Source organism: Leptothoe kymatousa TAU-MAC 1615, from assembly GCF_018739865.1.
Taxonomy (GTDB): domain Bacteria; phylum Cyanobacteriota; class Cyanobacteriia; order Phormidesmidales; family Phormidesmidaceae; genus Leptothoe; species Leptothoe kymatousa.
Genome location: NZ_JADOER010000004.1, coordinates 603496 through 628719, shown reverse-complemented (window position 1 = coordinate 628719; position 25224 = coordinate 603496). Strand labels below are relative to the sequence as shown.

At 52.2% G+C, this 25224-nt stretch carries 20 protein-coding genes; 15 read left to right on the top strand and 5 right to left on the bottom strand.

Annotated elements, in window-relative coordinates:
* Nucleotides 1-12: 12 nt before the first annotated feature.
* The gene (locus IXB28_RS05100; protein WP_215617455.1) at nucleotides 13-528 is read right to left on the bottom strand and encodes a type III secretion system chaperone; all 516 of its coding nucleotides are present in this window, start codon (nucleotides 526-528) and stop codon (nucleotides 13-15) included.
* 270 nt (nucleotides 529-798) lie between these two features.
* On the opposite strand from IXB28_RS05100, the gene IXB28_RS05095 reads away from it, so the two are divergent.
* The 5 genes from IXB28_RS05095 (at nucleotide 799) to IXB28_RS16435 (ending at nucleotide 9553) form a co-directional block, all read left to right on the top strand.
* Nucleotides 799-3303, top strand: a complete 2505-nt coding sequence (locus tag IXB28_RS05095; RefSeq protein ID WP_215617454.1) for a glycoside hydrolase family 3 protein — start codon at nucleotides 799-801, stop codon at nucleotides 3301-3303.
* 310 nt (nucleotides 3304-3613) lie between these two features.
* Nucleotides 3614-4444, top strand: coding sequence for an RnfABCDGE type electron transport complex subunit D (locus tag IXB28_RS05090; protein WP_246559614.1), 831 nt, complete (start codon nucleotides 3614-3616; stop codon nucleotides 4442-4444).
* Nucleotides 4445-4672: 228 nt separating this feature from the next.
* Complete coding sequence (locus IXB28_RS05085) at nucleotides 4673-6157, top strand: DUF2330 domain-containing protein (RefSeq protein WP_215617453.1); 1485 nt, start codon at nucleotides 4673-4675, stop codon at nucleotides 6155-6157.
* Between the two features lie 125 nt (nucleotides 6158-6282).
* The gene (locus IXB28_RS05080; protein WP_246559613.1) at nucleotides 6283-8040 is read left to right on the top strand and encodes an ABC transporter substrate-binding protein; all 1758 of its coding nucleotides are present in this window, start codon (nucleotides 6283-6285) and stop codon (nucleotides 8038-8040) included.
* 259 nt (nucleotides 8041-8299) lie between these two features.
* Nucleotides 8300-9553, top strand: coding sequence for a pentapeptide repeat-containing protein (locus tag IXB28_RS16435; protein ID WP_246559612.1), 1254 nt, complete (start codon nucleotides 8300-8302; stop codon nucleotides 9551-9553).
* 248 nt (nucleotides 9554-9801) lie between these two features.
* Here IXB28_RS16435 and IXB28_RS05065 read toward each other — a convergent pair whose 3' ends face one another.
* The 3 genes from IXB28_RS05065 to sufR form a co-directional block, all read right to left on the bottom strand.
* Nucleotides 9802-10185 (bottom strand): tetratricopeptide repeat protein, encoded by a 384-nt coding sequence (locus IXB28_RS05065; RefSeq protein WP_215617451.1) that lies wholly within the window; start codon nucleotides 10183-10185, stop codon nucleotides 9802-9804.
* 193 nt (nucleotides 10186-10378) lie between these two features.
* Nucleotides 10379-10669, bottom strand: a complete 291-nt coding sequence (locus tag IXB28_RS05060) for a hypothetical protein (protein ID WP_215617450.1) — start codon at nucleotides 10667-10669, stop codon at nucleotides 10379-10381.
* Nucleotides 10670-10736: 67 nt separating this feature from the next.
* On the bottom strand, nucleotides 10737-11372 hold the full coding sequence (gene sufR / locus IXB28_RS05055) for an iron-sulfur cluster biosynthesis transcriptional regulator SufR (protein ID WP_215617449.1): 636 nt from the start codon (nucleotides 11370-11372) through the stop codon (nucleotides 10737-10739).
* Nucleotides 11373-11550: 178 nt separating this feature from the next.
* Between sufR and IXB28_RS05050 the strand changes: the two genes are divergently transcribed.
* The 7 genes from IXB28_RS05050 (at nucleotide 11551) to ybaK (ending at nucleotide 19241) form a co-directional block, all read left to right on the top strand.
* Nucleotides 11551-11910 carry a ferredoxin-thioredoxin reductase catalytic domain-containing protein gene (locus tag IXB28_RS05050; RefSeq protein ID WP_215617448.1) on the top strand — a complete coding sequence of 120 codons (360 nt, stop codon included), beginning with the start codon at nucleotides 11551-11553 and terminating at the stop codon, nucleotides 11908-11910.
* Nucleotides 11911-12007: 97 nt separating this feature from the next.
* On the top strand, nucleotides 12008-13444 hold the full coding sequence (gene sufB / locus IXB28_RS05045; RefSeq protein ID WP_215617447.1) for a Fe-S cluster assembly protein SufB: 1437 nt from the start codon (nucleotides 12008-12010) through the stop codon (nucleotides 13442-13444).
* Between the two features lie 38 nt (nucleotides 13445-13482).
* A complete protein-coding gene (gene sufC, locus IXB28_RS05040; RefSeq protein ID WP_215617446.1) occupies nucleotides 13483-14265 on the top strand; it encodes a Fe-S cluster assembly ATPase SufC in 783 nt (260 codons plus the stop codon).
* Nucleotides 14262-15548: a Fe-S cluster assembly protein SufD gene (gene sufD / locus IXB28_RS05035; RefSeq protein ID WP_215617445.1), complete on the top strand. Its 1287-nt coding sequence runs from the start codon at nucleotides 14262-14264 to the stop codon at nucleotides 15546-15548. Before sufC ends, sufD begins: the two co-directional genes overlap by 4 nt.
* Nucleotides 15549-15550: 2 nt before the next feature.
* Nucleotides 15551-16813, top strand: a complete 1263-nt coding sequence (locus tag IXB28_RS05030; protein WP_215617444.1) for a SufS family cysteine desulfurase — start codon at nucleotides 15551-15553, stop codon at nucleotides 16811-16813.
* Nucleotides 16814-17033: 220 nt separating this feature from the next.
* Nucleotides 17034-18731 carry a diguanylate cyclase domain-containing protein gene (locus tag IXB28_RS05025; protein ID WP_215617443.1) on the top strand — a complete coding sequence of 566 codons (1698 nt, stop codon included), beginning with the start codon at nucleotides 17034-17036 and terminating at the stop codon, nucleotides 18729-18731.
* A gap of 42 nt (nucleotides 18732-18773) precedes the next feature.
* Nucleotides 18774-19241, top strand: coding sequence for a Cys-tRNA(Pro) deacylase (gene ybaK, locus IXB28_RS05020; RefSeq protein WP_215617442.1), 468 nt, complete (start codon nucleotides 18774-18776; stop codon nucleotides 19239-19241).
* Nucleotides 19242-19286: 45 nt separating this feature from the next.
* Here ybaK and IXB28_RS05015 read toward each other — a convergent pair whose 3' ends face one another.
* Entirely contained in the window at nucleotides 19287-20000 is a 714-nt protein-coding gene (locus IXB28_RS05015; protein ID WP_215617441.1) for a response regulator, read from the bottom strand.
* A gap of 1058 nt (nucleotides 20001-21058) precedes the next feature.
* On the opposite strand from IXB28_RS05015, the gene IXB28_RS05010 reads away from it, so the two are divergent.
* From IXB28_RS05010 to IXB28_RS05000, 3 genes are all read left to right on the top strand, one after another.
* The gene (locus IXB28_RS05010; protein ID WP_215617440.1) at nucleotides 21059-22303 is read left to right on the top strand and encodes a sensor histidine kinase; all 1245 of its coding nucleotides are present in this window, start codon (nucleotides 21059-21061) and stop codon (nucleotides 22301-22303) included.
* 112 nt (nucleotides 22304-22415) lie between these two features.
* Nucleotides 22416-24227: a proline--tRNA ligase gene (gene proS / locus IXB28_RS05005; protein WP_215617439.1), complete on the top strand. Its 1812-nt coding sequence runs from the start codon at nucleotides 22416-22418 to the stop codon at nucleotides 24225-24227.
* Nucleotides 24228-24407: 180 nt separating this feature from the next.
* Nucleotides 24408-25196: an LmeA family phospholipid-binding protein gene (locus IXB28_RS05000; protein WP_215617438.1), complete on the top strand. Its 789-nt coding sequence runs from the start codon at nucleotides 24408-24410 to the stop codon at nucleotides 25194-25196.
* Nucleotides 25197-25224: the final 28 nt, after the last annotated feature.

Below are 25224 nucleotides of genomic sequence, written 5' to 3'. Positions count from 1 at the left end.
AGCACCGGCCCACTAGATTTCTTCCACCCCCCTGGGGCGCTGGCGCTGACCCAGGCCAAAGTTTAGTTCATTGCTGGAATAGGAGGTGCCGAAGGTTTCGGCTAGGCTCACCACCTGTCGCAGCGCCGAACGGAAGTTGTCTCCCTGTAGGGTGCTTAATGGATGGACATAAACTGCGACGACGGTGCCATCGGTGACGGCATAGCGGGCATCTAAGGCGGTGTGGAAATTGGCCGCTAGCATCGCCTGTACCTGCGGTCCGGTGAGGGCGTCTACGGATATGACCGGGCTAAAGACTCGCATGCGATCGCTATCCGCATCGGCTAAGACAATCACGGTGCGCTCACCGATCTGAAATTGCCACCGGCCATCTTCGCCCTCTAGCGTCCTCAACTCCGACTGTAAAATTTGCCCTAGCCGATCGACTGTCATCGTTTGCAAACCTGGCGCAGGCTGGGCTAGCACCGGGGTGGAGATGGCGAGGAGAGTTGCGATCGCAAAAGGGACCGCACGGGATACTATCGTCATGGTTCAAGCTTTGAGGACTCTAACCAGAGTAAACACTACAGCTGAAGAAAGACTGAGAACCCCCTTAATAGTTTGACCAAGTACACCGCCACCGTAGCTAGTATTCAAATTTTCGAATTATCCGCAGCAACCCGGATGCTCAACAGGGAACTCTAGTGCCAGCATTCATAATTTGGGTACGGATAGCCAGTTACCCAGACTGTAAAAGCTAATCAATAATCCTCGTTCCGATTACCCAGTTCGGTTTAAGATTTCCTCCGCAGCTGCCCTATGAAACTCAAGATGCTTGGTCCCCTACTCCTCTTACTCGTGCTGGGTGGTTTTGCCGCCTATACCGCCGCCAGTAGCAGGGGGCAAAGCAATGCCCCTGGCACCATCAGCCCCAAAAACTGGCCCACCACCACCGGCGGGGCAGAAATCGACCCAGCCATCGAACAGCGCATTACCGAACTCATGGCCACCATGACCATCGAGGAAATGGTAGGACAAACCATCCAAGCCGACATCAGCAGTGTTACCCCAGAGGATGTGCGTCGCTATCGGCTGGGATCAGTTCTCAATGGCGGGAATTCCGCCCCCCAGAACGATGTCCGCGCCGCAGCAGACAAATGGCTCGCCCTAGCCGATGAGTTCTACACCGCGTCCATGGATACAACCAATGGGCACACCGCCATTCCAATTCTCTGGGGCACCGATGCCGTCCATGGCCACAACAACATTATCGGCGCAACAATCTTTCCCCACAATATTGGCTTAGGCGCCACCCACAACCCCGCCCTCATGCAACAAATCGGCGAAGTGACCGCCCGTGAAGTGATCGTCACCGGCATGGACTGGACCTTTGCCCCCACCCTAGCCGTAGTGCGAGACAATCGCTGGGGCCGCACCTACGAAAGCTATTCAGAAGATCCCGACATCGTTGCCAAATATTCCTCTGCCGTAGTTCAAGGCTTACAAGGAGAGCTAGGCACTAACAGCTTTCTCAACAGCCAGCACGTCATTGCCACCGCCAAACATTTTCTCGGCGACGGCGGCACCCAAGATGGCAAAGACCAGGGCAACAATATCGATAGCGAAGCAGACCTGCGGGACTACCACGGCGCAGGCTACCCCCCCGCCCTAGATGCCGGCGTCCAAACGGTGATGGCCTCCTTCTCTTCATGGCAGGGCATCCGCATGCACGGCCACAAAGGCCTACTCACCGACGTCCTAAAAAAACACATGGGCTTTAACGGGTTTGTCGTCGGCGACTGGAATGGCCATGGCCAAATCCTAGGCTGCACCACCGAGAGCTGCCCCATTGCCTTCAATGCGGGCATCGATATGTTCATGGCCCCCGACACCTGGGAAGAGCTTTATACCAATACCCTAGCCCAGGTAAAATCAGGAGAAATTCCCAAGAAACGACTAGAAGATGCCGTTCGTCGGATTTTACGCGTCAAATTTCGCCTCGGTCTATTTGAAAAGCCAAAACCCTCAGACCGGCCCCTGGCTGGCAAATACAACGTACTCGGCAACCCCAACCACCAAGCCATTGCCCAACAAGCCGTGCGAGAATCATTAGTACTGCTAAAAAATCAAGAGAATCTTCTGCCCCTACGCACCGATCAAACCATTCTAGTGACTGGCGATGGAGCCCATAACATCGGCAAACAAACCGGCGGCTGGACCCTATCCTGGCAGGGCACGGGCAACAGTCGAGAACATTTTCCCAATGGCACCTCCATCTGGGAAGGGTTACAAACCGCTATCGAAGCGGGGGGCGGCACTGCCCTACTAAGCGAAGACGGCAGCTACAGCCAGAAACCAGATGTGGCCATTGTAGTATTTGGAGAAGATCCCTACGCTGAGTTTAAGGGAGATATCGACCATTTAGACTACACATCCGATCAAGAATTACAGCAGCTGCAATCGTTCCAAGCCCAGGGCATCTCCACCGTAGCCGTTTTTCTCTCCGGTCGGCCCCTATGGGTGGCCCCTGAAATGAATGCTTCAGATGCTTTTGTGGCGGCCTGGCTACCGGGAAGCGCAGGCAATGGCATTGCCGATGTATTAGTGCGCCAGCCCAATGGAGACATCAACCACGACTTCAAAGGAAAACTCTCCTTCTCCTGGCCCCGCACCGCCATCCAAACCAAGGTCAATCGCGGCGATGAAAACTACGATCCCTTGTTTCCCTATGGCTATGGCCTTACCTACCAAGACAATGGCAACGTCGCCAAGCTACCAGAAATTTCTGGCCTAGACGGCAGTGAAACAACCACAAGCAATGCCTTATTTGCCTACGGTAAACCCATTGCCCCCTGGAGCATCCAGGCCACAGCCGGAGACACTGCTAGCACGGTGGTCGATGCCCGCACCCAGCTAGGCGAAGCCATCACCATCCGCGCCATTGACCGCGACGCCCAGGAAGATGCCCAACAGTTTGTGTGGAGTGGTGAAGAATCGGCCACCGTTGCCATTGCGGGGCCTGCCACAGACTATACGGCCGCCGCTCACTACGATGATCTATCTCTGGTTATTCAATACCGTGTGGATACAGCTCCCGCAGGTGCGGTCACACTATTTGCCGAATGCGGTGATGACTGTCGGGCTGAATTGGATATGACTCAGGCGTTTACCGACGCCCCCGTCGGGGAATGGACCGAGATAGAGATTGCCTTAAGTAGCTTAGTGGCCGCTGGGGCAGATATGGGGCAGCTCACAGCCCTAGGCTTCGAAACCGGGGAAGCCTTCTCCCTAAGCATCTCTGATATGCGTTTGACCTCGAAATAAGAGAACCTTTAAGCCGTCGCAGGGGTTCAGACTCACAGCCCTGCGGCGGCTATGGCCCGACTAAAATCGTCGGCGAGGTTCACAAAGAATATACAGTGACCGTGTAGATCGCTTATCAAGAGTGAGTCGTTTCGTTTTTTGTAACTCAGAGGCCATCAAGGATTTGCATCAGCCATACTAGCAACCGTGCCTGTATGGAAAGCAGCCTATGGATATGTTCAAAGCGCGATTATCGCACCTTCCTTCTTTCAAGGACGCCCGCGACTACCAAATTCTTTGCCTGAGCCTATTTCTCGGACTAGGGGTGGCCATGCGCGACTGGTCCCTACAGCCAGCCATCGTCGCCACCGCCATCCTCACGGCTCTACTTACCCAAGGGCTGCTTTCCTGGTCCCTAACTCCAAAGGAGACGCTTCGCGTTAGGCTTGCCCATGCCCTTAGGGCTATACGACTCCGCTCAGGGCACGAAGAGACTGGCCGGTGGCTGAGCGGAGTCGAAGTCAACTGGCGCAGTCCCCTCATCACGGCCCTGGGCCTCAGCCTGCTGCTGCGCACTGACCACATCGCCACCATGGCCTTCGCCGCCGCCATCGCCATTGCCAGCAAATTCCTCCTCAAAACCCATAACAAACACTTCTTTAATCCCGCCAACCTGGGCATCATCGCCGCCCTCACCCTTACTAACGATGCCTGGGTCTCCCCCGGCCAGTGGGGCGACGAAATCTGGTATGCCCTGATCTTTATCGGCGCAGGGGGCATGGTGCTCAAACGAGTGGGTCGCTGGGACACCACCGGCATGTTCCTAGCCAGCTATGCCCTGCTAGAGGCATGCCGCAATCTTTACCTGGGCTGGACCTGGGACGTATGGGCCCACCGCATGACCAGCGGTTCGCTGCTGTTGTTTGCCCTATTTATGGTGACCGACCCCAGATCAATTCCCAATGCCCGCCCCGCTAGGTTAATTTGGGCATTGGCCATAGCAATACTAACTTTTATTTTACGCAATCAGTTTTATCTCTCCACAGCCGTCTTTTGGGCCTTGTTCTTACTAGCGCCCCTAACAATCGTGCTAGACAAACTATGGGAGTCTCCCAGATTTGAATGGAAACAATTTAAACCGCCCCTTTCATCTGCAAACTAGACAAGAATATCTCCCAAAAATATTTCTCGAAAATCTTTCCCACTAGCTGCAACAAAATCCCCTCTCGGGAGGGGTGCCAAAGGCGGGGTGGGTCTCGACCACTAGCGCCACTGGCCTACGCCCCCTCTCCCAGATGGGCTCCCTCCTCGGAAGGGATAAGATACCGGCTTCGTAGACAAATATTGCATTTCTCTCTTTAATTTTCTGTCGCACGTAAAGGACCCCTGTATGATCAGTTTGTTACGCATAGGTCTGATGGCCCTGATCGCCACGGTCACCCTATGCATCCATCCCCAACCGGCCCATGCCTTCTGCGGCTTCTACGTGGCCAAGGCCGACACTGAACTTTACAACCAGGCCTCCCAGGTGGCCATTGCCCGCGACGGCAACCACACTGTCCTCACCATGGGCAACGACTACCAAGGAGAGGTGAGCGACTTTGCCATGGTGGTGCCCGTTCCCACCGTCATTACCGAAGACCAGGTGGACGTGGCCGAATCTATTGTGCTGGATCGTCTCGATGCGTTTAGCGCGCCCCGTCTAGTGGAATATTTCGACAGCGACCCGTGCCAAATTATGCGCCCCCTAGCCAATAGACGGCTATCGCTGAGCGTGGCGGATGGTGTGGCGGAGGCTACGGCTGCCCCCGCCCCGCCATCGTCCCTGGGGGTAACCATCGAAGAACAGTTTTCGGTGGGGGAGTACGATATTCTCATCCTCAGTGCCAAGGAATCTGATGGGTTAGAAACCTGGCTGCGACAAAACCAATATCAGCTGCCGGAGGGGGCTAGTGAGGTGCTGGCACCCTACATCCGCCAGAAGATGAAATTCTTTGTTGCTAAGGTGAATCTCGACGAGTTCGATAGCACTGGCTATCAGTCTCTGCGACCGCTACAGATTAGCTATGATTCGCCTAAGTTTATGCTGCCCATCCGCCTAGGCATGCTCAATGCGGATGGCGACCAGGATTTGATTGTTTATTTGCTTTCCCCTGAAGGCCGCATTGAGCTGACGAACTACCGCACGGTGAATGTGCCCACCGATATTGACCTGCCGTTGTTTGTTCAAGACGACTTTGGCCAGGTTTATCCAGAAATGTTCCAGCGGCGCTACGAACAGGAAAATAAAAATGTAGCCTTTCTAGAATATGCCTGGGACATGCGCAGTTGCGACCCGTGTTCAGCCCCTGTTTTGACCCCAGAGGAACTGGAAGCGGCTGGGGTGGGCTGGCTGGACCAACCAACGCCCCAACCACGACGCTCGGGCTCGGTCATTGCTCCGCCCCGCCGTCCGAGACCGTCGTCAATTTTTATCTCCCGCCTCCATGTGCGCTATAGCCGCGACAAGTTTCCAGAGGATTTGATGTTTCAAACCACGTCTAATCGTCAGTTTTTCCAGGGCCGCTACGTGACGCGCCATGCGTTTACGGGCAGCCTAGACTGTCCCGCACGACTACGGGAAGAGTATCCCGATGCGGCGGCACGGCAACGGTTAGAAAATCAAACCGGCCAAAACTATCGTGTCATTATTGATGAGGCGGAAGATCGGGGCCAACGATATTTGCGGAGTTTAATGACCCGGTTTGAGCAGGAGTCGCAAAATCTGGCCCGGCTAACGGGACGCGACATTCAGGAGATTCGCCAGCGCATTAGCGACGAGGTGCCCCAACCGACACCGTCCCCCTGGCTAATTCGTTATCCCAAAAGCTCGTAGGTGGGGCAGCGCCCATTAGCCAATAGGAGGCCCATAATTCTGTGTAGGGGCATTGCACGTAATGCCTCTACACAGAACCGCTAGAATAGCTAGAAATTGTGTCTGGCTGTTCTATGGGCGTTCGTATGTTGCGCAGGTGGTCCTACTGGTTAATGGGCTTGGTGATGGTGGTTGCGATCGCAAGCTGCTCCTTAGACAATTTCCAAACGCGGGATGCGGAGTCGTCCCGGTTGGTGTATAGCATCCTCAGCGATCCCAAAACCTTTAACTATCCCCTCAGTAGCGAACGGCCCAATATTTTTGGCCTGACCTACAAAGGGCTAATTACAGAAAACTACGAAACGGGCGAAGTGGAGCCAGAACTGGCCGAGTCCTGGGAATTTTCCGACGATGGCCTCAGCGTCACCTTTACCCTGCGGGAAAACCTCAAGTGGTCCGATGGGGAACCCCTCACCGCCGATGATGTGGTGTTCACCTACAACGACATCTTTTTTAATGAGTCGATTCCCACGCAGATTATTGACATTCTGCGGGTGGGGGATGAAGGTCGCCTGCCCAAGGTGACTAAGGTGAGCGATCGCAAAGTCAAATTTGAAGTGCACGAGCCCTACGCCCCGCTCCTGCGCAATACCGGCGTCAACATCATGCCCAAGCATGCCCTGATCGACACCATCACCAAAAACGACTCCGAAGGTAAGCCCCTATTTCTCTCCACCTGGGCCACCAACACCCCACCCAGCGACATCATCGTCAACGGCCCCTTTAAACTCAAAGGATTCACCCCCGGCGAACGGGTCCTGTTCGAGCGCAACCCCTACTATTGGCGCACCGACGGCGAAGGCCAATCCCAGCCCTACCTAGAAGAAATCGTGTGGCAGGTGGTCGAATCCCAAGATAGTGAATTCGTCCAGTTTCGCTCCGGCGGTCTAGATTTAACCGGCGTCAAACCCGATAACTTTTCCCTACTAAAGCGCGAAGAAGACCGGGGCAACTTTACCGTCTACAACGGTGGCCCCTCCCCAGGCAGTTTGTTTATCTCGTTTAACCTCAACAAAGGCTCCCGCGACGGCAAACCCTTAGTAGATCCAGCCAAGTCAAAATGGTTTAACACCCTAGCGTTTCGGCAAGCCATTGCCCACGCCATCGACCGCCCCACCATGCTCAACAATATCTACCAAGGGTTGGGCGTGCTCCAAGATTCAGCCATTTTTCCCCTCAGCCCCTATTCCGCCAGCCCCGACAACGACGGCATTCGCGCCTATAACTACAATTTAGAAACCGCGAAAGAACTGCTGCTCTCAGCCGGATTCAAATACGACGATAAAAACCAATTGTTAGATGCCGACGGCAACCAGGTGCGCTTTACCCTAATTACCAATGCCGGCAATAAAGTCCGCGAAGCCATCGGCGCCCAGATCAAGCAAGACCTAAGCAAAATTGGCATCACCGTAGACTTCACCCCCATTAGCTGGGGATCCCTGGTGGAAAAACTAGGGGATAGCCTCGATTGGGAATGCCACCTGATTAGCTTTGGCGGTGGCCTAGAACCCAACGGGGGGTCCAATGTGTGGAACCCAGATGGCGGCCTCCATGCCTTTAACCAAAAACCACTACCGGGCCAAGACCCCATCGAAGGACGGGTGGTAGCCGACTGGGAGAAACAAATTGGTCAGCTATACATCAAAGGCGCCCAAGAACTGGACGAAGCAAAACGCCGTGAAATTTATGTAGAGGCACAGCGCATCGGCCAGGAACAGCTGCCGTTCATTTATTTAATCAACCAGTACTCCATGGCCGCCATTCGCAATAAAGTGCAAAACGTAAAGTACTCCCCCTTAGGGGCCCTATGGAACGTCTACGAACTTAGCCTGGCGGAAGAATGATTTGTTGCGAAATCATCCTTTTCCGTAAGGAAACGCAATAGAGCCTTAAGTTTTCTACGAAATTAGAATAGACCCTTAAGGTAATTGGAGGTTCTTTGCCAAGAAGCAACACCAGTCGCCATAATCGGCATACATTGCCCACTGGTCTCGTACCAAGGCCCTTGATTCACGTGACGATAAAACAGCCTTATTTTTCCACCCGTCGCGCCCATCGTCTCCCTCCCATTGCCGCCCCGTCATCATTCGTATAACTCTACCTATGGACGATATCGCGAAAGCCTATACCGTACTGGAGTTAGAGCCCGGAGCGTCCCTTGAAGATGTTAACCAGGCCTACAAGGACCTTGTGTTCATCTGGCATCCCGATCGGATTCCGGCCGATAACTCACGGCTACGCGATAAAGCCCAAGACAAACTCAAACTCCTCAATGAGGCCCGCAGTCGTCTGAAGCAGTATCTGCGGCACGGCAGCCCAAAAGCTGCCGTAGGACAGCCTAAAGCCAGTAAGTACAACCCCGAACGCTACGGAAAACGGCGGTATCGCTCCTACAGCGCCTACAGCCAAGGTGAACATACCCAACCCCAAAGCAGTACCTACACCGGCGCCGCCAACGGCAGCTCCCCTAACGCCAAAACAGCAGCTCCCCCCAACGGCCACTCTCCCTTTCACCGTCAAAGCCAACCCAACACCCAAAGCTACAGCTCGCGCCCACCCTACAAATCCCCAGAAAAAAAATCGGCTGCCAATGGGTCAGCCCCCCCTCAGCCATCATCGCCTCGGGCATCCTCTGCAAAACCCACCTCATCTCCATCCCCTAGCTCAAACTCCCCTAGCTCAAACTCCTCTAGCTCAAACTCCTCTAGCTCAAACTCCTCTAGCTCAAACTCCTCCACCGCCAAATCTTCCACCGCCAATAGCCATCAGAACCACAGGCCAACATCGCCCAACAGCAGCCCCTCCAGTGCGGGCCAAGGTGTTTCCCACAGCCCCTCGACTAGCCGCAGCCAGCGCAATAACGGCCACAGCAGTGCCTATCGGCCATATAGCACTGTGCCCCAGCCTAAAAGTGACGGCTATGCCGACTATATCTACCAAGTCCCCCAAAATACGGCCTACCGGCCACCCCAGTCCCCCGCCCCCTATAGACAACCGGATTTAGAAGGGGCCGACTTTAAAGGGGCCAATCTCAAAGAAAAGGATTTTTCGGGGCGCAACCTTAGCAAAGCCAACTTGGAAGGGGCCGACCTCAGCGATGCTTTTTTGCACAAGGTGAACCTGAATCAGGCGAACCTGCACAAAGCCAAGCTCTTCCGCGCAAACCTGCTGCAGGCAAACCTAAGCCACGCAAACCTACGGGAAGCAAACCTGGTGGGGGCCGATCTCAGCGGCGCAGACCTCAGCGGCGCAGACCTCAGCGGCGCAGTTGTGGGCTACGGCAATAAGGTCATGGTTAAACTCACCGCCGCCAGACTCACGGGGGCAATTATGCCCGATGGCAATATTCACGATTGACCGGACGGCTCCAGCCCTTGCCATGGAAACTCCCTGCATCTCCTAAGACACGGGATGCCAGGGGTTCACGAAATCGAAGATTTAGGCCCAACTTCTAGCGTTGACGCCGCACTAGGGATAGTTTTTATCCAATACGCCAAAAACAATGCCCATAGCTGCAGCGACCCATATGGGTGTTTTCAGCTATGGGCATTGTTTAAATATGAACTAATTTAGCGCGTCAGACGCTGATCTGGGCATCAGGACACCTACCAGTCATTGGTTCTGGTCCACCGAGATTCCACAAAGTCACGCATCGCTTCACGATTATCTTCATTGGGTCTGGCCTGCATTTGCCGCAGCAATTGCTTTTTACGGATATGGGTGCGGTTGTTGGGTTCTATCGAAAGCAATGAGTCCACCACATCCATGGCCTCGTCAGCAACCCCCAACTCCATAAGGAGATCGCTTAAAAGCACCAGGGTTCTAACGTGACTAGGGTTTTGCTCCCTGGCCTGCTCCAGCAGACCCATCACCCGACAAATCATGTCTTCATTGTCGTAAATACAGCACTTAATTGCCTTTGCCCAACGAATCCGAGCATCTTTATAGAGCTCATCCGCAGAGCTAGTTACTTGCCTAGTTAACATCATGTTGATAAATTCCACGAGCCTTCACACAGTCGACAGCTTGCAATCTATAGCGTGCCCATGGCTGACAGCCACACTCATAAATCACAAGCGTCTGCCGTTCATGTTTATTGTGACTGTCTTAAAGCTAGAACAGTTCCCGTTTTGTGTGATTTTGTGTGATTTTGTGATCCAAGGTGTGATCAAATAGAAGCCCTTAGGTTTCGTTGTCGGCTGCCAAATCCTCTAAGTTCCGTGGATCCCACTTCAATACAGAAGCATTAACCCCTTGTTGTTGCTTGCGTTTAGAGTCGGCCTCAAACCATTGAATAATTTGCTCATTGGTGAGGGCATCGACGGAAGTGCCCAAATCTTTAGCAATAAAGGCAAGCAGCTTGGCGGTGGATAGGGTCAACCGGGTCAAAAATTTTTCCGGTGTGGTCAATAGGGCTTTATCCACATCGGCAGACTCTTCCGGCGTCAAAAACTGAAGGGTTTGGTCAAACATAGAATTCTGCCAGTGGGACAATAGGAATATAAAGTATGCAGGGGCGATTGCAGCACTCCGACACCCGCTATTTTTTGCGAATTTTATAACCACATAGATTTTCCCCCCTGACTAACCAGTGGGTACGTTCCACCTGGCAGTCGGGCAAGGCAACGGCAAACATGGCTAACTCATGGCCACATACGGCCGGATAGGATTCGGCAACCTGGGAAATTGCACAGTTATATTCGGTGATGATATATGTATCGTCGTCATCGCCCGTGTGTAATTCAGACATGTACCCTTCGGCCTGGCGCAGGGCTACCAGCTGTTGCACCCGTTCGGGCAATGGGCCATTTCCCAGGGTTGCGTAATAGTGTTGGGCTTTGCGCTGCCACTGGTGTCGCAGGAGGGCACCCACTTGCTCTGCCCCCAAGTCTTCGGCAATCGTATCCAGCAGGGAAACGGCAAACTGGTCGTACTGGGAGGGAAACCGGTCGCGGCCCTTAGCGCTGAGCTGATAGATATAGTTGGGGCGCCCCATGCCGGACTGCACTACCTGGTGCTCGACTAGCCCTTCGGCTTGCAAATCTTTTAAATGACGTCGAATCGCTTGGGGGCTAACCCCTAAACTAGCCGCCAGTTTTTGCGCCGTTGCTTGGCTAGATTTCAACAAAAACTGAAGGATATCGTCCTTGGTGGATGGCTGCTGCACTGACGTCATCGGCCCTGAAATTGCGATCGCAATATTACAAACTGTTAACAGTAAAACTAACTGCTCCTACTTTAACAACATATGTGTTGCTAAAGTCTGCCAGCTCGATTACTCTTTAAAGAGTTAAGCAACCTGTGTGTTGTTTAATTATAGAATCATCTGGTTGTCTCAGCACCCCCATTCACCCATGACCTTAAGTAAACCCACACAGGCCAGCGATAAGAATCTTGAGCTGATGCGGAATTTTGCCCAAAGCTATGCCAAGCGCACCGGCACCTATTTTTGTGCTGACCTCGGTGTAACGTCCGTGGTGCTTGAGGGTTTAGCCAAGCATAAGGATGATTTTGGTTCTCCCCTATGTCCCTGCCGCCACTACGAAGACAAAGAAGCTGAAGTCAAGAGCACCTATTGGAACTGCCCCTGCGTACCCATGCAGGAACGCCGGGAATGCCATTGCATGCTGTTCTTAACCGAAGAAAACGACTTTGCCGGTAAGGATCAAGAAATTTCCTTCGACCGCATTCGTACAGAAACTAACAAGTACTAGTCCCATCCAATGCCAGGGCTCTAGTCATTCACTAGGGCCGACCGAGGCTTCCCATTCAGTTTGTTCACCCATCTCTTCCAACCTCTCCGGTTAAACCATGAGCACTAGCGTTCAATCCGTTGTTAGCCAGCCCTATAAGTACGGATTTGTTACCGACGTAGAGTCCGACGTTATCCCTCGGGGATTAAGCGAGGACATTATTCGGTTAATCTCTCAAAAAAAGAACGAGCCGGAGTTTATGTTGGAGTTCCGACTGAAGGCCTACCGGCAGTGGCTCAAAATGGCCGAGCCCACATGGCCAAATGTGAACTACGAACCGATCAACTATCAGGACATCATCTACTACTCTGCGCCTAAGCAAAGTGAGAAGCTGAAGAGCCTAGATGAAGTAGATCCCGAAATTCTGGCCACCTTTGAAAAATTGGGTCTGCCCCTTTCAGAGCAAAAGCGTCTGAGCAATGTGGCGGTGGATGCCGTATTTGACAGCGTTTCCATTGGTACCACTTTCAAAGAAGAGCTGGCTGAGCACGGCATTATCTTCTGCTCCATTTCAGAAGCCGTCCAAGAGCATCCTGAACTAATTCAGAAGTATTTAGGCAGCGTTGTGCCCTCGGCAGACAACTACTTTACGGCCCTCAATGCCGCCGTCTTTAGCGATGGCTCTTTTGTATATATTCCTGAAAACACCCAGTGTCCCATGGACCTGTCCACCTACTTCAGGATTAATAATGGCGACTCGGGCCAGTTTGAGCGCACCCTGGTGGTGGCCGACAAGGGCAGCTCGGTTACGTACCTCGAAGGCTGCACAGCCCCCATGTACGACAGCAATCAGCTGCACGCAGCGGTGGTAGAGCTAGTGGCCCTAGACGATGCCAAGATCAATTACTCCACGGTGCAAAACTGGTTTGCGGGAGACAAGGACGGCAAGGGTGGTATTTACAACTTTGTCACCAAGCGCGGCCTATGTTCTGGCAAGAACTCTAAAATCTCTTGGACCCAGGTGGAAACAGGGTCCGCCATTACCTGGAAGTATCCCAGCTGTGTGTTGGTGGGCGATAACTCCGTCGGTGAGTTTTATTCTGTGGCCCTAACCAACAACATGCAGCAGGCGGACACGGGCACCAAAATGATTCATGTGGGCAAAAACACCCGCAGCACCATCATTTCCAAAGGGATTTCCGCCGGTAATTCGAAAAACAGCTACCGTGGCCTCGTAAAGGTTAACCCCAAGGCCGAGAATGCCCGCAACTATTCCCAATGCGACTCCATGTTGATTGGGGATACGTCCAACGCCAATACCTATCCCTACATTCAAGTTCAGAACAACACTGGCCAGGTAGAGCACGAAGCATCCACCTCCAAAATCGGTGAGGACCAGCTATTCTACTTTGCCCAGCGAGGAATTTCCCCTGAGGATGCAATTTCCATGCTGATCAGCGGTTTTTGTCGCGATGTCTTCAACAAGCTACCCATGGAGTTTGCCGCTGAAGCGGACAAGCTGCTAGCGCTGAAGCTCGAAAATTCTGTTGGCTAATCCATTAACCCCAAGACTACGTTCTAATCCACCCCTAGATGATTAATCCAGACGCAAAAACTATTCTCTCCGTTAAGGACCTACACGCCAGCGTGGACGGCATCGAGATTCTCAAAGGTCTTAACCTGGAGGTTAAGGCTGGTGAAATCCATGCCATTATGGGCCTGAACGGATCTGGCAAGAGTACTTTTTCTAAGGTGCTGGCGGGCCATCCAGACTATGAAGTCACCAGCGGCACCATTGAGTTTAATGGCCAGGATATCTCTGAGCTAGAACCCCACGAGCGGGCAACCGCCGGTGTCTTTCTAGCATTTCAGTATCCTTTGGAGATTCCCGGCGTGAGTAACCGAGAGTTTTTGCGGGTAGCCTACAACGCTCACCGGAAGGCACGGGGCGAAGAGGAGATTGACGTATTCGACTTCGACGATCTGATCGAAGAGAAAACGGAAATCGTTAAAATGAATGTGAGTTTTCTGGACCGCAGCGTCAACGAAGGCTTTTCCGGCGGTGAGAAAAAGCGCAACGAGATTTTGCAGATGGCGCTGCTGGAGCCCAGCCTAGCGATTTTGGACGAAACCGACTCTGGTTTAGACATTGACGCCCTTAAGACCGTGGCTGAAGGGGTGAACAAACTGGCTACCCCCAACAGCGCCAATTTGGTGATCACCCACTACCAGCGGTTACTGAACTACATCGTGCCCGACTATGTCCATGTCATGTGCGACGGGCACATTATTAAGACCGGTAGCCGTGAGTTGGCCCTAGCGTTAGAAGCGAAGGGGTATGAGTGGCTGTTAGAAGAGCAGGCGGTGGCATCATGAGCGCAACCTCCACAGCCGTTGTTCAACGCGATCGCTACCTGGCAGACTTGTTAAACCAGGCCACCTTAGCCGCCGAGGGTTCTTCCCTATCCCTAGCGTCTCTAAGGGCTACGGCCCGTGCCCTGGTGCAAGAACGCACATTTCCCTCCAACCGAGATGAAGAGTGGCGGTTCACCGATCTATCTTCGATGTTAGCGGTGCCGTTTCAAGCCGCCCCCACCATGGACGGGGCCACCTTGGCCCAGGCTACAGACCTGCTACAAACTCTCACCTTGGGTGAAGCTAGCGGCCGTGTCGTATTTGTTAACGGCACCTATGCCCAGGACCTATCTACATTGCCCCCAGCGGTGCAGGTACTGAGCCAAACGGGCACCCTGCCTGACGAACTCGGTCAAATTCAGGGTGGCAACGAAGTATTCACCGCCCTCAACACCGCAGGGTTTACCGATGCCGCCATTGTGCGCATCGGTAAAAATTCGGTCCTAGAGCAGCCGTTGCAGCTCATCTACCTGACCATGGGCCATCAGCTGCTGGTGCAGCCCCGCTGTTTGGTGATTGCAGAATCCGGCAGTGCGGCCACCTTAGTGGAAGAGTTCCACGGGGTGGGGGCTAGCTTCACCAACAGCGTCAGCGAAATTTGGGTGCACGATAACGCCGAGATTACCCATCTGCGTCTCCAGCAGGAATCCACAGAAGCGGTTCACATTGGCAAAACCGCTATCTCTCAGGCTCGGGACAGTCGTTATCGCAACACCACCCTAAATTTTGGGGCATCAATTTCTCGACACAATATTGAGGTTTACCAAACCGGGACCCAGACCGAAACCACCCTGAATGGCCTGACCGCCATTGGGGACAAACAGCTAGCGGATACCCACAGTTTAGTGGCCCTGAACCATCCCCACGGAGTTGCCAATCAGCTGCAGAAAAATATCATGGACGACCGGTCCCATGGGGTATTTAATGGCAAAGTCTATGTACCGCAACAGGCTCAGCTCACCAATGCATCTCAGCTGAATCGCAACCTGCTGCTGTCGCCCAAATCACGGGTAGATACGAAGCCCGAGCTAGATATTGTGGCGGACGATGTGAAATGTGCCCACGGTGCCACCGTTAGCCAGCTAGCACCGGACGAATTGTTTTACTTACAAAGTCGAGGCATTAACCGCGATCAGGCCCAACGGCTGCTTATTTACGCCTTTGCCATGGAAATGATTGAGCCCCTGAGCGTGGCTTCCCTGCGAGAGCGTATGACCCAGTACATTCAACAATGGACAGTGTAGGCATGACTCTAACAATGGCAAAACCCCTCGCTGATGAGGTCCGTTCGGATTTTCCGATTTTGGATCAAACGGTGAATGGGAAGCCGCTGGTGTATTTTGACAATGCGGCCACATCACAAAAACCCCATGTGGTGTTGAATGCCTTGAACAACTATTACCAGCAGGACAATGCCAATGTTCACCGGGGGGTGCATGCCCTGAGCGCGCGGGCAACCGCCGCCTATGAGGCCACTCGCGACAAGGTGGCGGCGTTTATCAACGCCACTAGCCGCGACGAAATTGTCTTTACCCGCAACGCGAGTGAAGCCATTAACTTAGTGGCCTATGCCTGGGGCATGAACAACCTGCAGGCTGGGGATGAGGTAATTTTGACGGTGATGGAGCACCACAGCAATTTGGTGCCCTGGCAGCTCGTAGCCCAGCGCACCGGGGCGGTGCTGAAGCATGTGCAGCTGACGGAGACCCAAACCTTTGATTTGGAGCATTTTCAGTCACTGCTTAGCGATCGCACCAAGCTAGTGGCCATGAACCATGTGTCCAATACCTTGGGCTGCATCAACCCCGTTGAAGCCGTCACTAAACTAGCCCACGCCCACGGTGCAAAGGTTCTGATCGACGCCTGCCAAAGCATCCCCCACATGGTGGTGGACGTACAGGCCATCGATTGCGACTGGCTGGTGGCCTCGGGCCATAAAATGTGTGGTCCCACCGGGGCTGGGTTTCTCTATGGCAAGTTAGATATCCTCAATGCCATGCCTCCCTTTTTAGGCGGGGGCGAAATGATCCAGGATGTTTACTTAGATCACTCCACCTACGCCGAACTGCCCCATAAATTTGAAGCGGGCACCCCAGCCATTGCCGAAGTGATTATGCTGGGTGCCGCAGTCGATTACTTGCTGGGCATTGGCATGGACCGCATTGCCCAGTATGAGCACCAGCTGACCCGTTATTTATATGATGCCCTGGCCCAGCTACCGCAGCTCACCCTGTATGGCCCTCCGCCCAATGCCGATGGCAGCGGTCGGGCTGCGATCGCAACATTCACCGTTCAAAATCTCCACCCCCAGGACCTATCCACCCTTTTAGACCAAGCTGGGGTGGCCATTCGCTCGGGACACCATTGCACCCAGCCCCTGCACCGCCTACTCAATATCGACTCCACCGCCCGGGCCAGTTTGTACTTTTACAATACCTACGCTGAAATCGACAGCTTTGTAGCCGCCCTCAAGGACACCATTGAATTTTTTGGCAATATTTTTGACTGATGGGCGGTGCGCCTAATCCTAGGGTCAGCAAAATTCACTAGAATGATCGAACTTACCCCAAGGTGCTTGCCATAGCCCCGCCAAATTACGGGTTTCAGGCCCAAATAAGTTAGGGAACATCTCTTCTGAGGAACCCTTATTAAATAAGCCTGGTGCTTTTTGGTACAACTTCGGTGAAGCCATCAAAGTGTCAAAGCACGTTACCTCCTGAAACCTCGGTATGTCAATTGCATCTGAGCAATTTAGTCAATCCACAGTGGCCCCTGTTTTTTTAGACAGTCCTTTATCCCACGGTGTATTGGCCCAAACCCTTTTAGACCTAAATCAATGTGAGGCAATCGGCAACGGGGATTTAGATATTGCCACAAACCACATCAGTCAATGTGTTGTTGAAAGCTTAGAGGCTACTAGCTGTCACATTTGGCTATATAGTCGCGATCGCACCACCCTTAAACAGGTTGCCACCTGGGGCAATAGCTCAGACCAGTCCCCCAACGAGCTAACCGTCGACCACCATCCCGACTACTTCCAAACGCTATCTCAACAGCAATGTCTGGTCCTCAATAGCTGTCCTCCGGGACAACAAGGCGTTATCTCCAAAACAAAATCCAGCTTCCATCCAAGCCAACTCCCCCCCTATTTATCCACCGACGCACCACACATCACCGCCCTCCTAGAAGTTCCCATTTACAGACAAAATCAGGTGACTGGCATTCTCTGCTGTACCCAGCACCATTCCCCTAGAGTGTGGCAACCCCCAGAAAAATCATTCCTGATTAGCGCCGCCTGCATGGTAGGCCTCACCCTCAGCCAGTTTAAATATCAACAACAAACCCAAGTACTCAATCGACAGAAACGACAGCTCTCCCTGGCCAATATTGAACAACAACAAGCGGAAAAAGCCTGGCAAGAAAGCCAACGCTTTATTCAAGGCATCTTAGATGCCAGCAGCAATATCCTTTACGTTAATGATTTTGCCAGTGGCACAAATTACTATGTCAATGGATTTATGCAACATATTTTGGGATACTCTCCCCAAGAAATCCAAAAATTAGGCCCTAAATTTTTAGAACAAATTGCCAATCCCAAAGACATCCAAGCCATCCACCAAGCCCGGACAACATTAGCCCAAGCCAGCCGTGACAAGACCGTAGAAACAGAATACCGATTGCGCCATAAGCAAGGTAGCTGGCACTGGATGCTATGTCGAGAAACCATCTTTCAGTGGCACGAAGATGGCACACCGCTACAGCTACTGGGCACGGCAACAGATATTACCGTACACAAGGAAAACACAAAAGCCCTAGAGCAGAAAAATCAAGTGCTCACGGAATTAGCCATGGTGGATGGGTTAACCCAAATTGCAAATCGCCGTGCCTTTGATGACTTTCTTGACAGAGCTTGGGCAGACCGCACCCAAAGTCCCCTCAGCCTTATCCTTTGCGACATTGATTTCTTTAAACCCTATAACGATAACTACGGCCATCAACAAGGAGATAAATGTATCCAAAAGGTGGCGCGTGCCATCACCGATGCGGTCAAACGCCGTCCTGATTTGGTGGCCCGCTACGGTGGGGAAGAATTTGCCATTGTGCTCCCTAATACCACCCAGGAAGGGGCGAAAAACGTAGCTCAAAATATCCAAATCGCCATTAGCAATCTACGCATCGAACATCACCATTCCGGCATTAGCGAGTATGTCAGTTTAAGCCTGGGCATCGCCACTGCCGCCGCCAGGGAGGAGCGATCTCCCAACAAACTGATCGCCGCAGCGGATCAAGGCCTATATCACGCAAAATCCAACGGACGAAATCAATTTTCAGTGGGCTATTTAGCAGATGAGGATGAGGAAAGCGTCTCCATCCAAACCCCATGTCAACTAACATTAGGTCTAGAAGAAGAAGAACCCAGCCCATAACCTGGGCTAGGTCCATGGACCCCGGACATCGCCATCCCTGCAATGAAGACCAATGCAGCCCGTCTGCTGGATACCCTAGCCATTGACTATGAGATCCTCACCTACTCAGTCGATCCAGATAATTTAGTGGCTAGCGCCACCGCCGATAAGCTCGGGTTGCCCCACGATCAGGTGTTCAAAACCTTGGTCATTCGTGGCGATCGCAACGGCATCTGCCTAGCGGTGCTAGCGGCCAATGCCCAGCTCAACCTCAAAGCCCTAGCCAAACTTACCCACGACCGTAAACTACTGCCCGTCCCCCTAAAAGAAGTACAGCCCCTGACGGGATATATCCGTGGCGGCGTTACCGCCCTAGCCTGCAAAAAGCCCTATCCCACCTATGTGGATGAATGGATCGAGGCCCACGACCGCATCGCCGTTTCTGCGGGCATGCGCGGCGCCATGCTGTGGATCAAGCCCGAGGACTATATCAACGCCACACAAGCCACCATAGGGGCAATCATTGACTAGGCAATATCGCGATAGCCGCATGGGACGCCCCATCGAGGTCCAGACCTACCGAGCCAGCAACATATAGCCCCGCCCTTGAATTGTCATAATCCGGGCTGAACTCTTGTCTAACTTTGTTCTTAGGCGAGAAATATGCACATCCAAGGCCTTAGTTTCCAGTTCCGCCCCTTCCTCATACCCCCACACATTCTGCAAAATAGCCTCCCGTGTAAAAATTTCTCCTGGAGCTTGGGCCAACAGATATAAAATGTGAAACTCAATTTCGGTGACGCGAATACTCGCATTGCGATCGTACACTTTGCGGGTTTGCGGATGCAGCGCCAGATTACCAATGGACAAAGTTGCCATATCCACAGGGCCACGCAGCAGCGACTGACTCTTATCGTCTGGAGAGACCCGCCGCAAAATCGTACGAATACGCGCCACCAACTCACGACTGGAAAACGGTTTAACAATATAGTCAGTTGCGCCTAGATCTAAGCCGGTGACCCGATCAGACGTTGTCCCTAAGACCGTAGCCATAATGATCGGCACATCCGACTCTTGTCGAATACGCTGACACACCTGCAACCCATCTAATTTGGGCATCAGTATGTCCAACACGACTAGATCAATAGCATACGTACTGAATTGGATAATAGCTTCTTCACCATCAGCAGCAAGCAGCACATCATAACCAGCCTTACTAAGATGTCGCTGTAGCGCATTACGAATATGCACCTCATCCTCAACAATTAGGATGACAGATTTGCGTTTCATCGCCTGATATAACCTCAATGCACAGCCCTGCAAAATGAGCACCATTGGGCGTTGATTTTGCTAATTTAGAGCACCGTCGAGGTTCAATCGGCAAGAAAAATAATGCAGACCATAGAGCCTGATTTAAACTGCACACAAAGCATAAGCCAAACAGAAACTAATGGCTAAAACGAAATGTACAATTACAGCTCTAGGACCTAAAAAATCTTTCTTGAGAAGAAATAAATTTTGCTTTTTAGTCAGCCGAAGAATTAAACTATCTCCCTAAGTTTGCCGTCCTAGATATGTTGATGAAGTCTAACTAATTATCAACTTTAGCATCGAAAAGACCGAATTAAGTCAACAGGTTTTAACGAAGAGACACATGCTTAATATTTCGATACATTTTTAAATTAATGTGTCGCGAAATCGACGTTTCAAGGGTTGCTACAGTCTAATACCCATATGAGTCCACATGAGGTTACAAATCGGTTGTCTTACTCGCTATGGCTTCTCTAGAAAGCGTTGAGGAGTTTTACTTTAAGTCTATATACTCAGCGATCTCTCCAAGAGTCAGACATGGTTAATCAAAGAAACGATTAGCAGAAAACTTTAAAGGGTCAAAAATTTCAATCCAAGAACCCCTACATAAAAGACCCACTGATACCTACTTAATTTTGCTCAAAAATATGTTGATGAAAGTCTTTGGGCAATACTTTCTTGGTTTTTTAAAATATTTCAAAAGCTTTTTCAATAATCAATAGAATCAAAAAGCGAGCATATTCTTAGTTGCTAGACTTTGATTTTTTTGATTATGAAAAATCATTTTTAACGGCTCCAAAATCCTTTCTAAACCCTATAAAATTCTCTCTAAAATATAATTTTGCTGAGCATATTAGCCTAACAAACTATAGATATCAGCAGATAACTTATGTTTTAATAGCATTCAGTTAATGATCCCCATCAAACTGCTGAATGCAAATTCACTTTCTTTAGTGGAGGAGGCTAGATCGGCTTTGGAAAATAGAGAGTTAGAGTGCACGTCCCTTAAGTCTGAAACTCTTGCTTCAGATCTGATCATGTCCCCTGCACCCATTCTCTCCGCAGACAATTCATCTTCTCAAAAAGCTGTGATAGAAGAGGTTCTGATCCTCTTACGCCAGGGGGATTCTACTGTTCAAGACTTAGCCACATGGTTGCCCACCACCTTGGTGGAAAGATTTGGTCTCAAAGGCTGTCAGATAGAGCTATATACGGCTGACCCACCCATGGCCACCTTAATTGGTAGCACGGGTCAAGGTTGGCTGACACCTTTAAATAAACGCCGGAATTTGGCTCCGGTTTGGCACCTTTACTCACCGCTGGTGGAGGGTGAATTGGCATGCTTTAACTCTCAACATAATTTGGTGCAGGCCCTAGTACCTCCTTCCCTGACCTGGTTAGGCTGTCCCCTAACGATTAACACGACTTTATTAGGGACCGTGTGGCTAACTCGTGGTGAAAAGCAGGAATTTAAGAAACGTGAGCAGCAACAGTTTAAATCTATTGTCGATTGCGCTGCGATCGCACTGCACCAGGCCCAGCTAAAAGAAACCATTGACCGCCAGCAAAGCGACATTCAGCAGCTACGTAACGCCAAGGATGAGTTTTTAGAGCTGATCTCCCATGAGCTATTTGTCCCCTTGGGCAACATTCAACTCTCCACCCAAACCTTAGAAAGGATTTTCAAAGATGCCTCTTGGCGTCAGGTGCCCCAGCGAAAAACAGTGCTTAAAGTCTTAAGTTTGCTGAGCCAAGAATGCAGGCGACAAAAACAATTCACCGATAATCTCATCACCCTGATGTTTTCCAACACCCAAAAAACATCAGAGCCCGTATCCATGAACCTGCACAGCTGGCTGCCGTCTCTGCTGCGCACCTTTGCCCCACGATTTGAACAGGAATCTATCACCCTCAAAAGTAGTATCCCGAAAAAACCGCTGCTGATCGATTGCGACATTCACCAACTAGAACGCACCATTAATGAACTACTGAACAATGCCCTGCAATACACCCCCACGAAAAAAACAGTAACCGTTACCGTTAAGGCGGCGGATACAACAGTGGCCATTGATATTGCAAACACAGGCGCCCACATTCCGGTGGAACATCAACCCCATATTTTCGATAAGTTTTACCGCATTGCCGAATTAGACCAAAGACAGTATGGCGGCAGCGGCCTCGGCCTAGCCATCGCCAAACAATTAACCATGAATCTAGGCGGCACGCTGACCCTAAGAAGCACCAAGCAGAAAACAACATTCACCGTGACGCTGCCCCGATAGGATGCAATCGGGGTGGCGGCAATGAAGCCGCACAGCTAAAATTTTGCGACTGAATGCAACGGCCTTTGTGCTAATACATTAGACTGTGTTGATGTTGTGAGTCTGCTGAACTATGCGCCTGTCCAAGATGCTGTTTGTCACGCTGCGTGAAGATCCGGCGGAGGCGGAAATTCCCAGCCACAAGCTCATGCTGCGGGCCGGGTATATCCGACGAATTTCCAGCGGCGTATTTGCCTATTTACCCCTAATGCTGCGGGTACTGAACAAGGTATCCAATATTGTCCGTGAAGAAATGAACGCCACGGGGGCCCAGGAATGCCTGCTGCCCCAGCTACAGCCTGCAGACCTCTGGCAGCAGTCGGGCCGATGGGACACATACACCAAAGCAGAAGGCATCATGTTTGCCCTGACGGACCGGCGGCAGCAGGAAGTGGCCCTTGGCCCCACCCACGAAGAAGTGATTACCGCCGTGGCCCGGGACATGGTGCGCTCCTATCGACAGCTCCCCACCCATCTCTACCAAATTCAAACCAAGTTTCGCGACGAGATTCGTCCCCGCTTTGGCCTCATGCGCGGGCGCGAATTTATTATGAAGGACGGCTACTCCTTCCATGGGGATATGGATAGCCTCAGGGCCACCTATGACGACATGTATACGGCCTACAGCAATGTGCTCAGCCGCTGCGGTCTTAAGTTTCGAGCTGTGGAGGCCGACTCGGGAGCCATTGGCGGTTCGGGTTCCCATGAATTTATGGTGCTGGCGGAAGCTGGGGAAGATGAGGTGCTCTACACCGAGGATGGCCAGTATGCGGCCAACGTGGAAAAGGCGGTTTCCCTGCCGGTCGATGCGGTGCCCTCTGAATTTAGCGAATGCAAAAAGCTAGAAACGCCCAACACTTCGACCATTGAAACCATGGCGAAGTTTCTAGACTGCTCCCCAACCCAAATTGTCAAAAACGTTCTGTATCAGGCGGTTTACGACAACGGCAAAACCGTATTGGTCTTGATCAACATTCGGGGCGACCAGGACGTCAACGACACCAAGTTGCAAAATACCCTCACCAACCTAGCCGCAAACTACGACGCGTCTACGCTGCTATCCCTAGAGGTGCCCGCCCCCGAGGCCCAGTCCAAGTGGGCGGCCAAACCCCTGCCCCTGGGCTACATTGCCCCCGACATCGCCGATGACTATATCCAAAAACAGAAAAACGTAGCGTCCAAGTTTTTGAGACTGGTGGATAACACCGCCGTAGACCTGAAGAACTTTGCCACCGGGGCCAATGAAAAGGGGTACCACGTGGTGGGAGCCAACTGGGGTCAGGAGTTTGAGCTACCTGAGCTAGTGGTCGACGTGCGCAATGCCACCGCTGGAGACCGGGCCGTCCACGACCCTAGCCAGCAAATTCAAACCGCCCGAGGCATTGAAATTGGTCACATTTTTCAGCTGGGTACCAAATATTCCCAGGCCATGGGAGCCACCTACACCGACGAAAATGGCAAGTCCCAGCCGTTGGTCATGGGCTGCTACGGCATTGGTGTGTCCCGTCTGGCCCAGGCAGCGGTGGAACAGTCCTACGACAAAAATGGCATTATCTGGCCGGTTGCGATCGCGCCTTACCATGCCGTCGTCGTCGTGCCCAACATCAACGACGAGGCCCAAATGGCCGCCGCCGAGCAACTCTACACCGAGCTCAATGCCGCCGGAGTCGAAACCCTGCTGGACGATCGCAAAGAACGGGCCGGGGTGAAATTCAAAGATTCTGAACTAATCGGCATTCCCTTCCGGGTGGTGACCGGTCGCTCATTGAAAGAGGGTAAGGTAGAAGCGGTCAAACGCGCCAATGGCGAATCGGTGGATCTGGCCCTTGATCAGGTGGTCAGCACCGTGAAGCAATGGGTGGATGAGGCTGTTAAAAGCGAATAGGCTATCCACAAAAACGTAGGATTTCGAACCCATTCCCAAAATCTTCCCCCCCCTGGGAGTGGGTCCCTCGTAAGAGGGATTGGGGTGGGTTGACCACCGGCACATTTGATCGAAAACCACCCCGCCCTTTGGGCACCCCTCCGAGGAGGGGACTTTCACCCCGTCTTCGGCACCTCGCCCATGGAATTTATTTCAATCCTGCTGTCTAGCCTTTTGTTTATCGGTTCGCCCATTGGCTTTGGTCTCGATACCATTGCCGAACAGGCGATCCGTTCACGCCTAAGCAGGGTGGAAGATATCCAGGTGCGGGTGGACAATGGCTCTAATTTGAACCTACTAAAGGGCAAAATCGACGGATTGCACATTGGCAGCCGGGGGATTTATCCAACGCCCGGATTTCGGGTGGCGATCGCAGACCTAGAAACTGACCCCATTGACCTAAATTTTGGCAAACTACAGCGGGGCAAGGTGGTGCTAGACCAGCCGCTGAACGGTGCCCTGCATGTGGTGATTACGCCAGAGGACCTGAACAATTATTTGCAGTCTCCAGAATTTACCGAGCGGCTCAACCAGATCAAAATCAACCTGGGCAATGCGGCCCAAGCCCGCGAAGTCAGCCGTTACGAACTCACCAACCCAAAGGCGACGTTTTTACCCAATAACCGGCTGCAGCTAGAGCTAGACCTAAGTGAACCGAGCCTGGGGGACAGCCTAAACATTAAGGCCCAGGCCGGCTTTACCATCGAAAATGGTCATCGTCTGGTGCTGGTAGATCCAGAGGTTTCCGTAAACGACAGCCCCGCCCCGCCCCAACTGGTGGATACCTTTACCGCAAACCTGGGGGATAGGCTGAGCCTGCGCAACCTAGAAGCCTCTGGCATTACCACACGGGTGTTAGACAGTAGCATTAGCCCCGAGCAACTTAACCTGGTGATGTGGGTCAGCATTGACCCCAGCTTTACTAGATAGGGGACATCGGTACGGTTAACCCCCATCA

Excerpts from the sequence above, each read along its gene's own strand:
- IXB28_RS05100 (WP_215617455.1), bottom strand. The coding sequence starts at position 528 with ATGACGATAGTATCCCGTGCGGTCCCTTTTGCGATCGCAACTCTCCTC.
- IXB28_RS05095 (WP_215617454.1), top strand. The coding sequence starts at position 799 with ATGAAACTCAAGATGCTTGGTCCCCTACTCCTCTTACTCGTGCTGGGT.
- IXB28_RS05090 (WP_246559614.1), top strand. The coding sequence starts at position 3,614 with ATGCGCGACTGGTCCCTACAGCCAGCCATCGTCGCCACCGCCATCCTC.
- IXB28_RS05085 (WP_215617453.1), top strand. The coding sequence starts at position 4,673 with ATGATCAGTTTGTTACGCATAGGTCTGATGGCCCTGATCGCCACGGTC.
- IXB28_RS05080 (WP_246559613.1), top strand. The coding sequence starts at position 6,283 with ATGTTGCGCAGGTGGTCCTACTGGTTAATGGGCTTGGTGATGGTGGTT.
- IXB28_RS16435 (WP_246559612.1), top strand. The coding sequence starts at position 8,300 with ATGGACGATATCGCGAAAGCCTATACCGTACTGGAGTTAGAGCCCGGA.
- IXB28_RS05065 (WP_215617451.1), bottom strand. The coding sequence starts at position 10,185 with ATGATGTTAACTAGGCAAGTAACTAGCTCTGCGGATGAGCTCTATAAA.
- IXB28_RS05060 (WP_215617450.1), bottom strand. The coding sequence starts at position 10,669 with ATGTTTGACCAAACCCTTCAGTTTTTGACGCCGGAAGAGTCTGCCGAT.
- sufR (WP_215617449.1), bottom strand. The coding sequence starts at position 11,372 with ATGACGTCAGTGCAGCAGCCATCCACCAAGGACGATATCCTTCAGTTT.
- IXB28_RS05050 (WP_215617448.1), top strand. The coding sequence starts at position 11,551 with ATGACCTTAAGTAAACCCACACAGGCCAGCGATAAGAATCTTGAGCTG.
- sufB (WP_215617447.1), top strand. The coding sequence starts at position 12,008 with ATGAGCACTAGCGTTCAATCCGTTGTTAGCCAGCCCTATAAGTACGGA.
- sufC (WP_215617446.1), top strand. The coding sequence starts at position 13,483 with ATGATTAATCCAGACGCAAAAACTATTCTCTCCGTTAAGGACCTACAC.
- sufD (WP_215617445.1), top strand. The coding sequence starts at position 14,262 with ATGAGCGCAACCTCCACAGCCGTTGTTCAACGCGATCGCTACCTGGCA.
- IXB28_RS05030 (WP_215617444.1), top strand. The coding sequence starts at position 15,551 with ATGACTCTAACAATGGCAAAACCCCTCGCTGATGAGGTCCGTTCGGAT.
- IXB28_RS05025 (WP_215617443.1), top strand. The coding sequence starts at position 17,034 with ATGTCAATTGCATCTGAGCAATTTAGTCAATCCACAGTGGCCCCTGTT.
- ybaK (WP_215617442.1), top strand. The coding sequence starts at position 18,774 with ATGAAGACCAATGCAGCCCGTCTGCTGGATACCCTAGCCATTGACTAT.
- IXB28_RS05015 (WP_215617441.1), bottom strand. The coding sequence starts at position 20,000 with ATGAAACGCAAATCTGTCATCCTAATTGTTGAGGATGAGGTGCATATT.
- IXB28_RS05010 (WP_215617440.1), top strand. The coding sequence starts at position 21,059 with ATGTCCCCTGCACCCATTCTCTCCGCAGACAATTCATCTTCTCAAAAA.
- proS (WP_215617439.1), top strand. The coding sequence starts at position 22,416 with ATGCGCCTGTCCAAGATGCTGTTTGTCACGCTGCGTGAAGATCCGGCG.
- IXB28_RS05000 (WP_215617438.1), top strand. The coding sequence starts at position 24,408 with ATGGAATTTATTTCAATCCTGCTGTCTAGCCTTTTGTTTATCGGTTCG.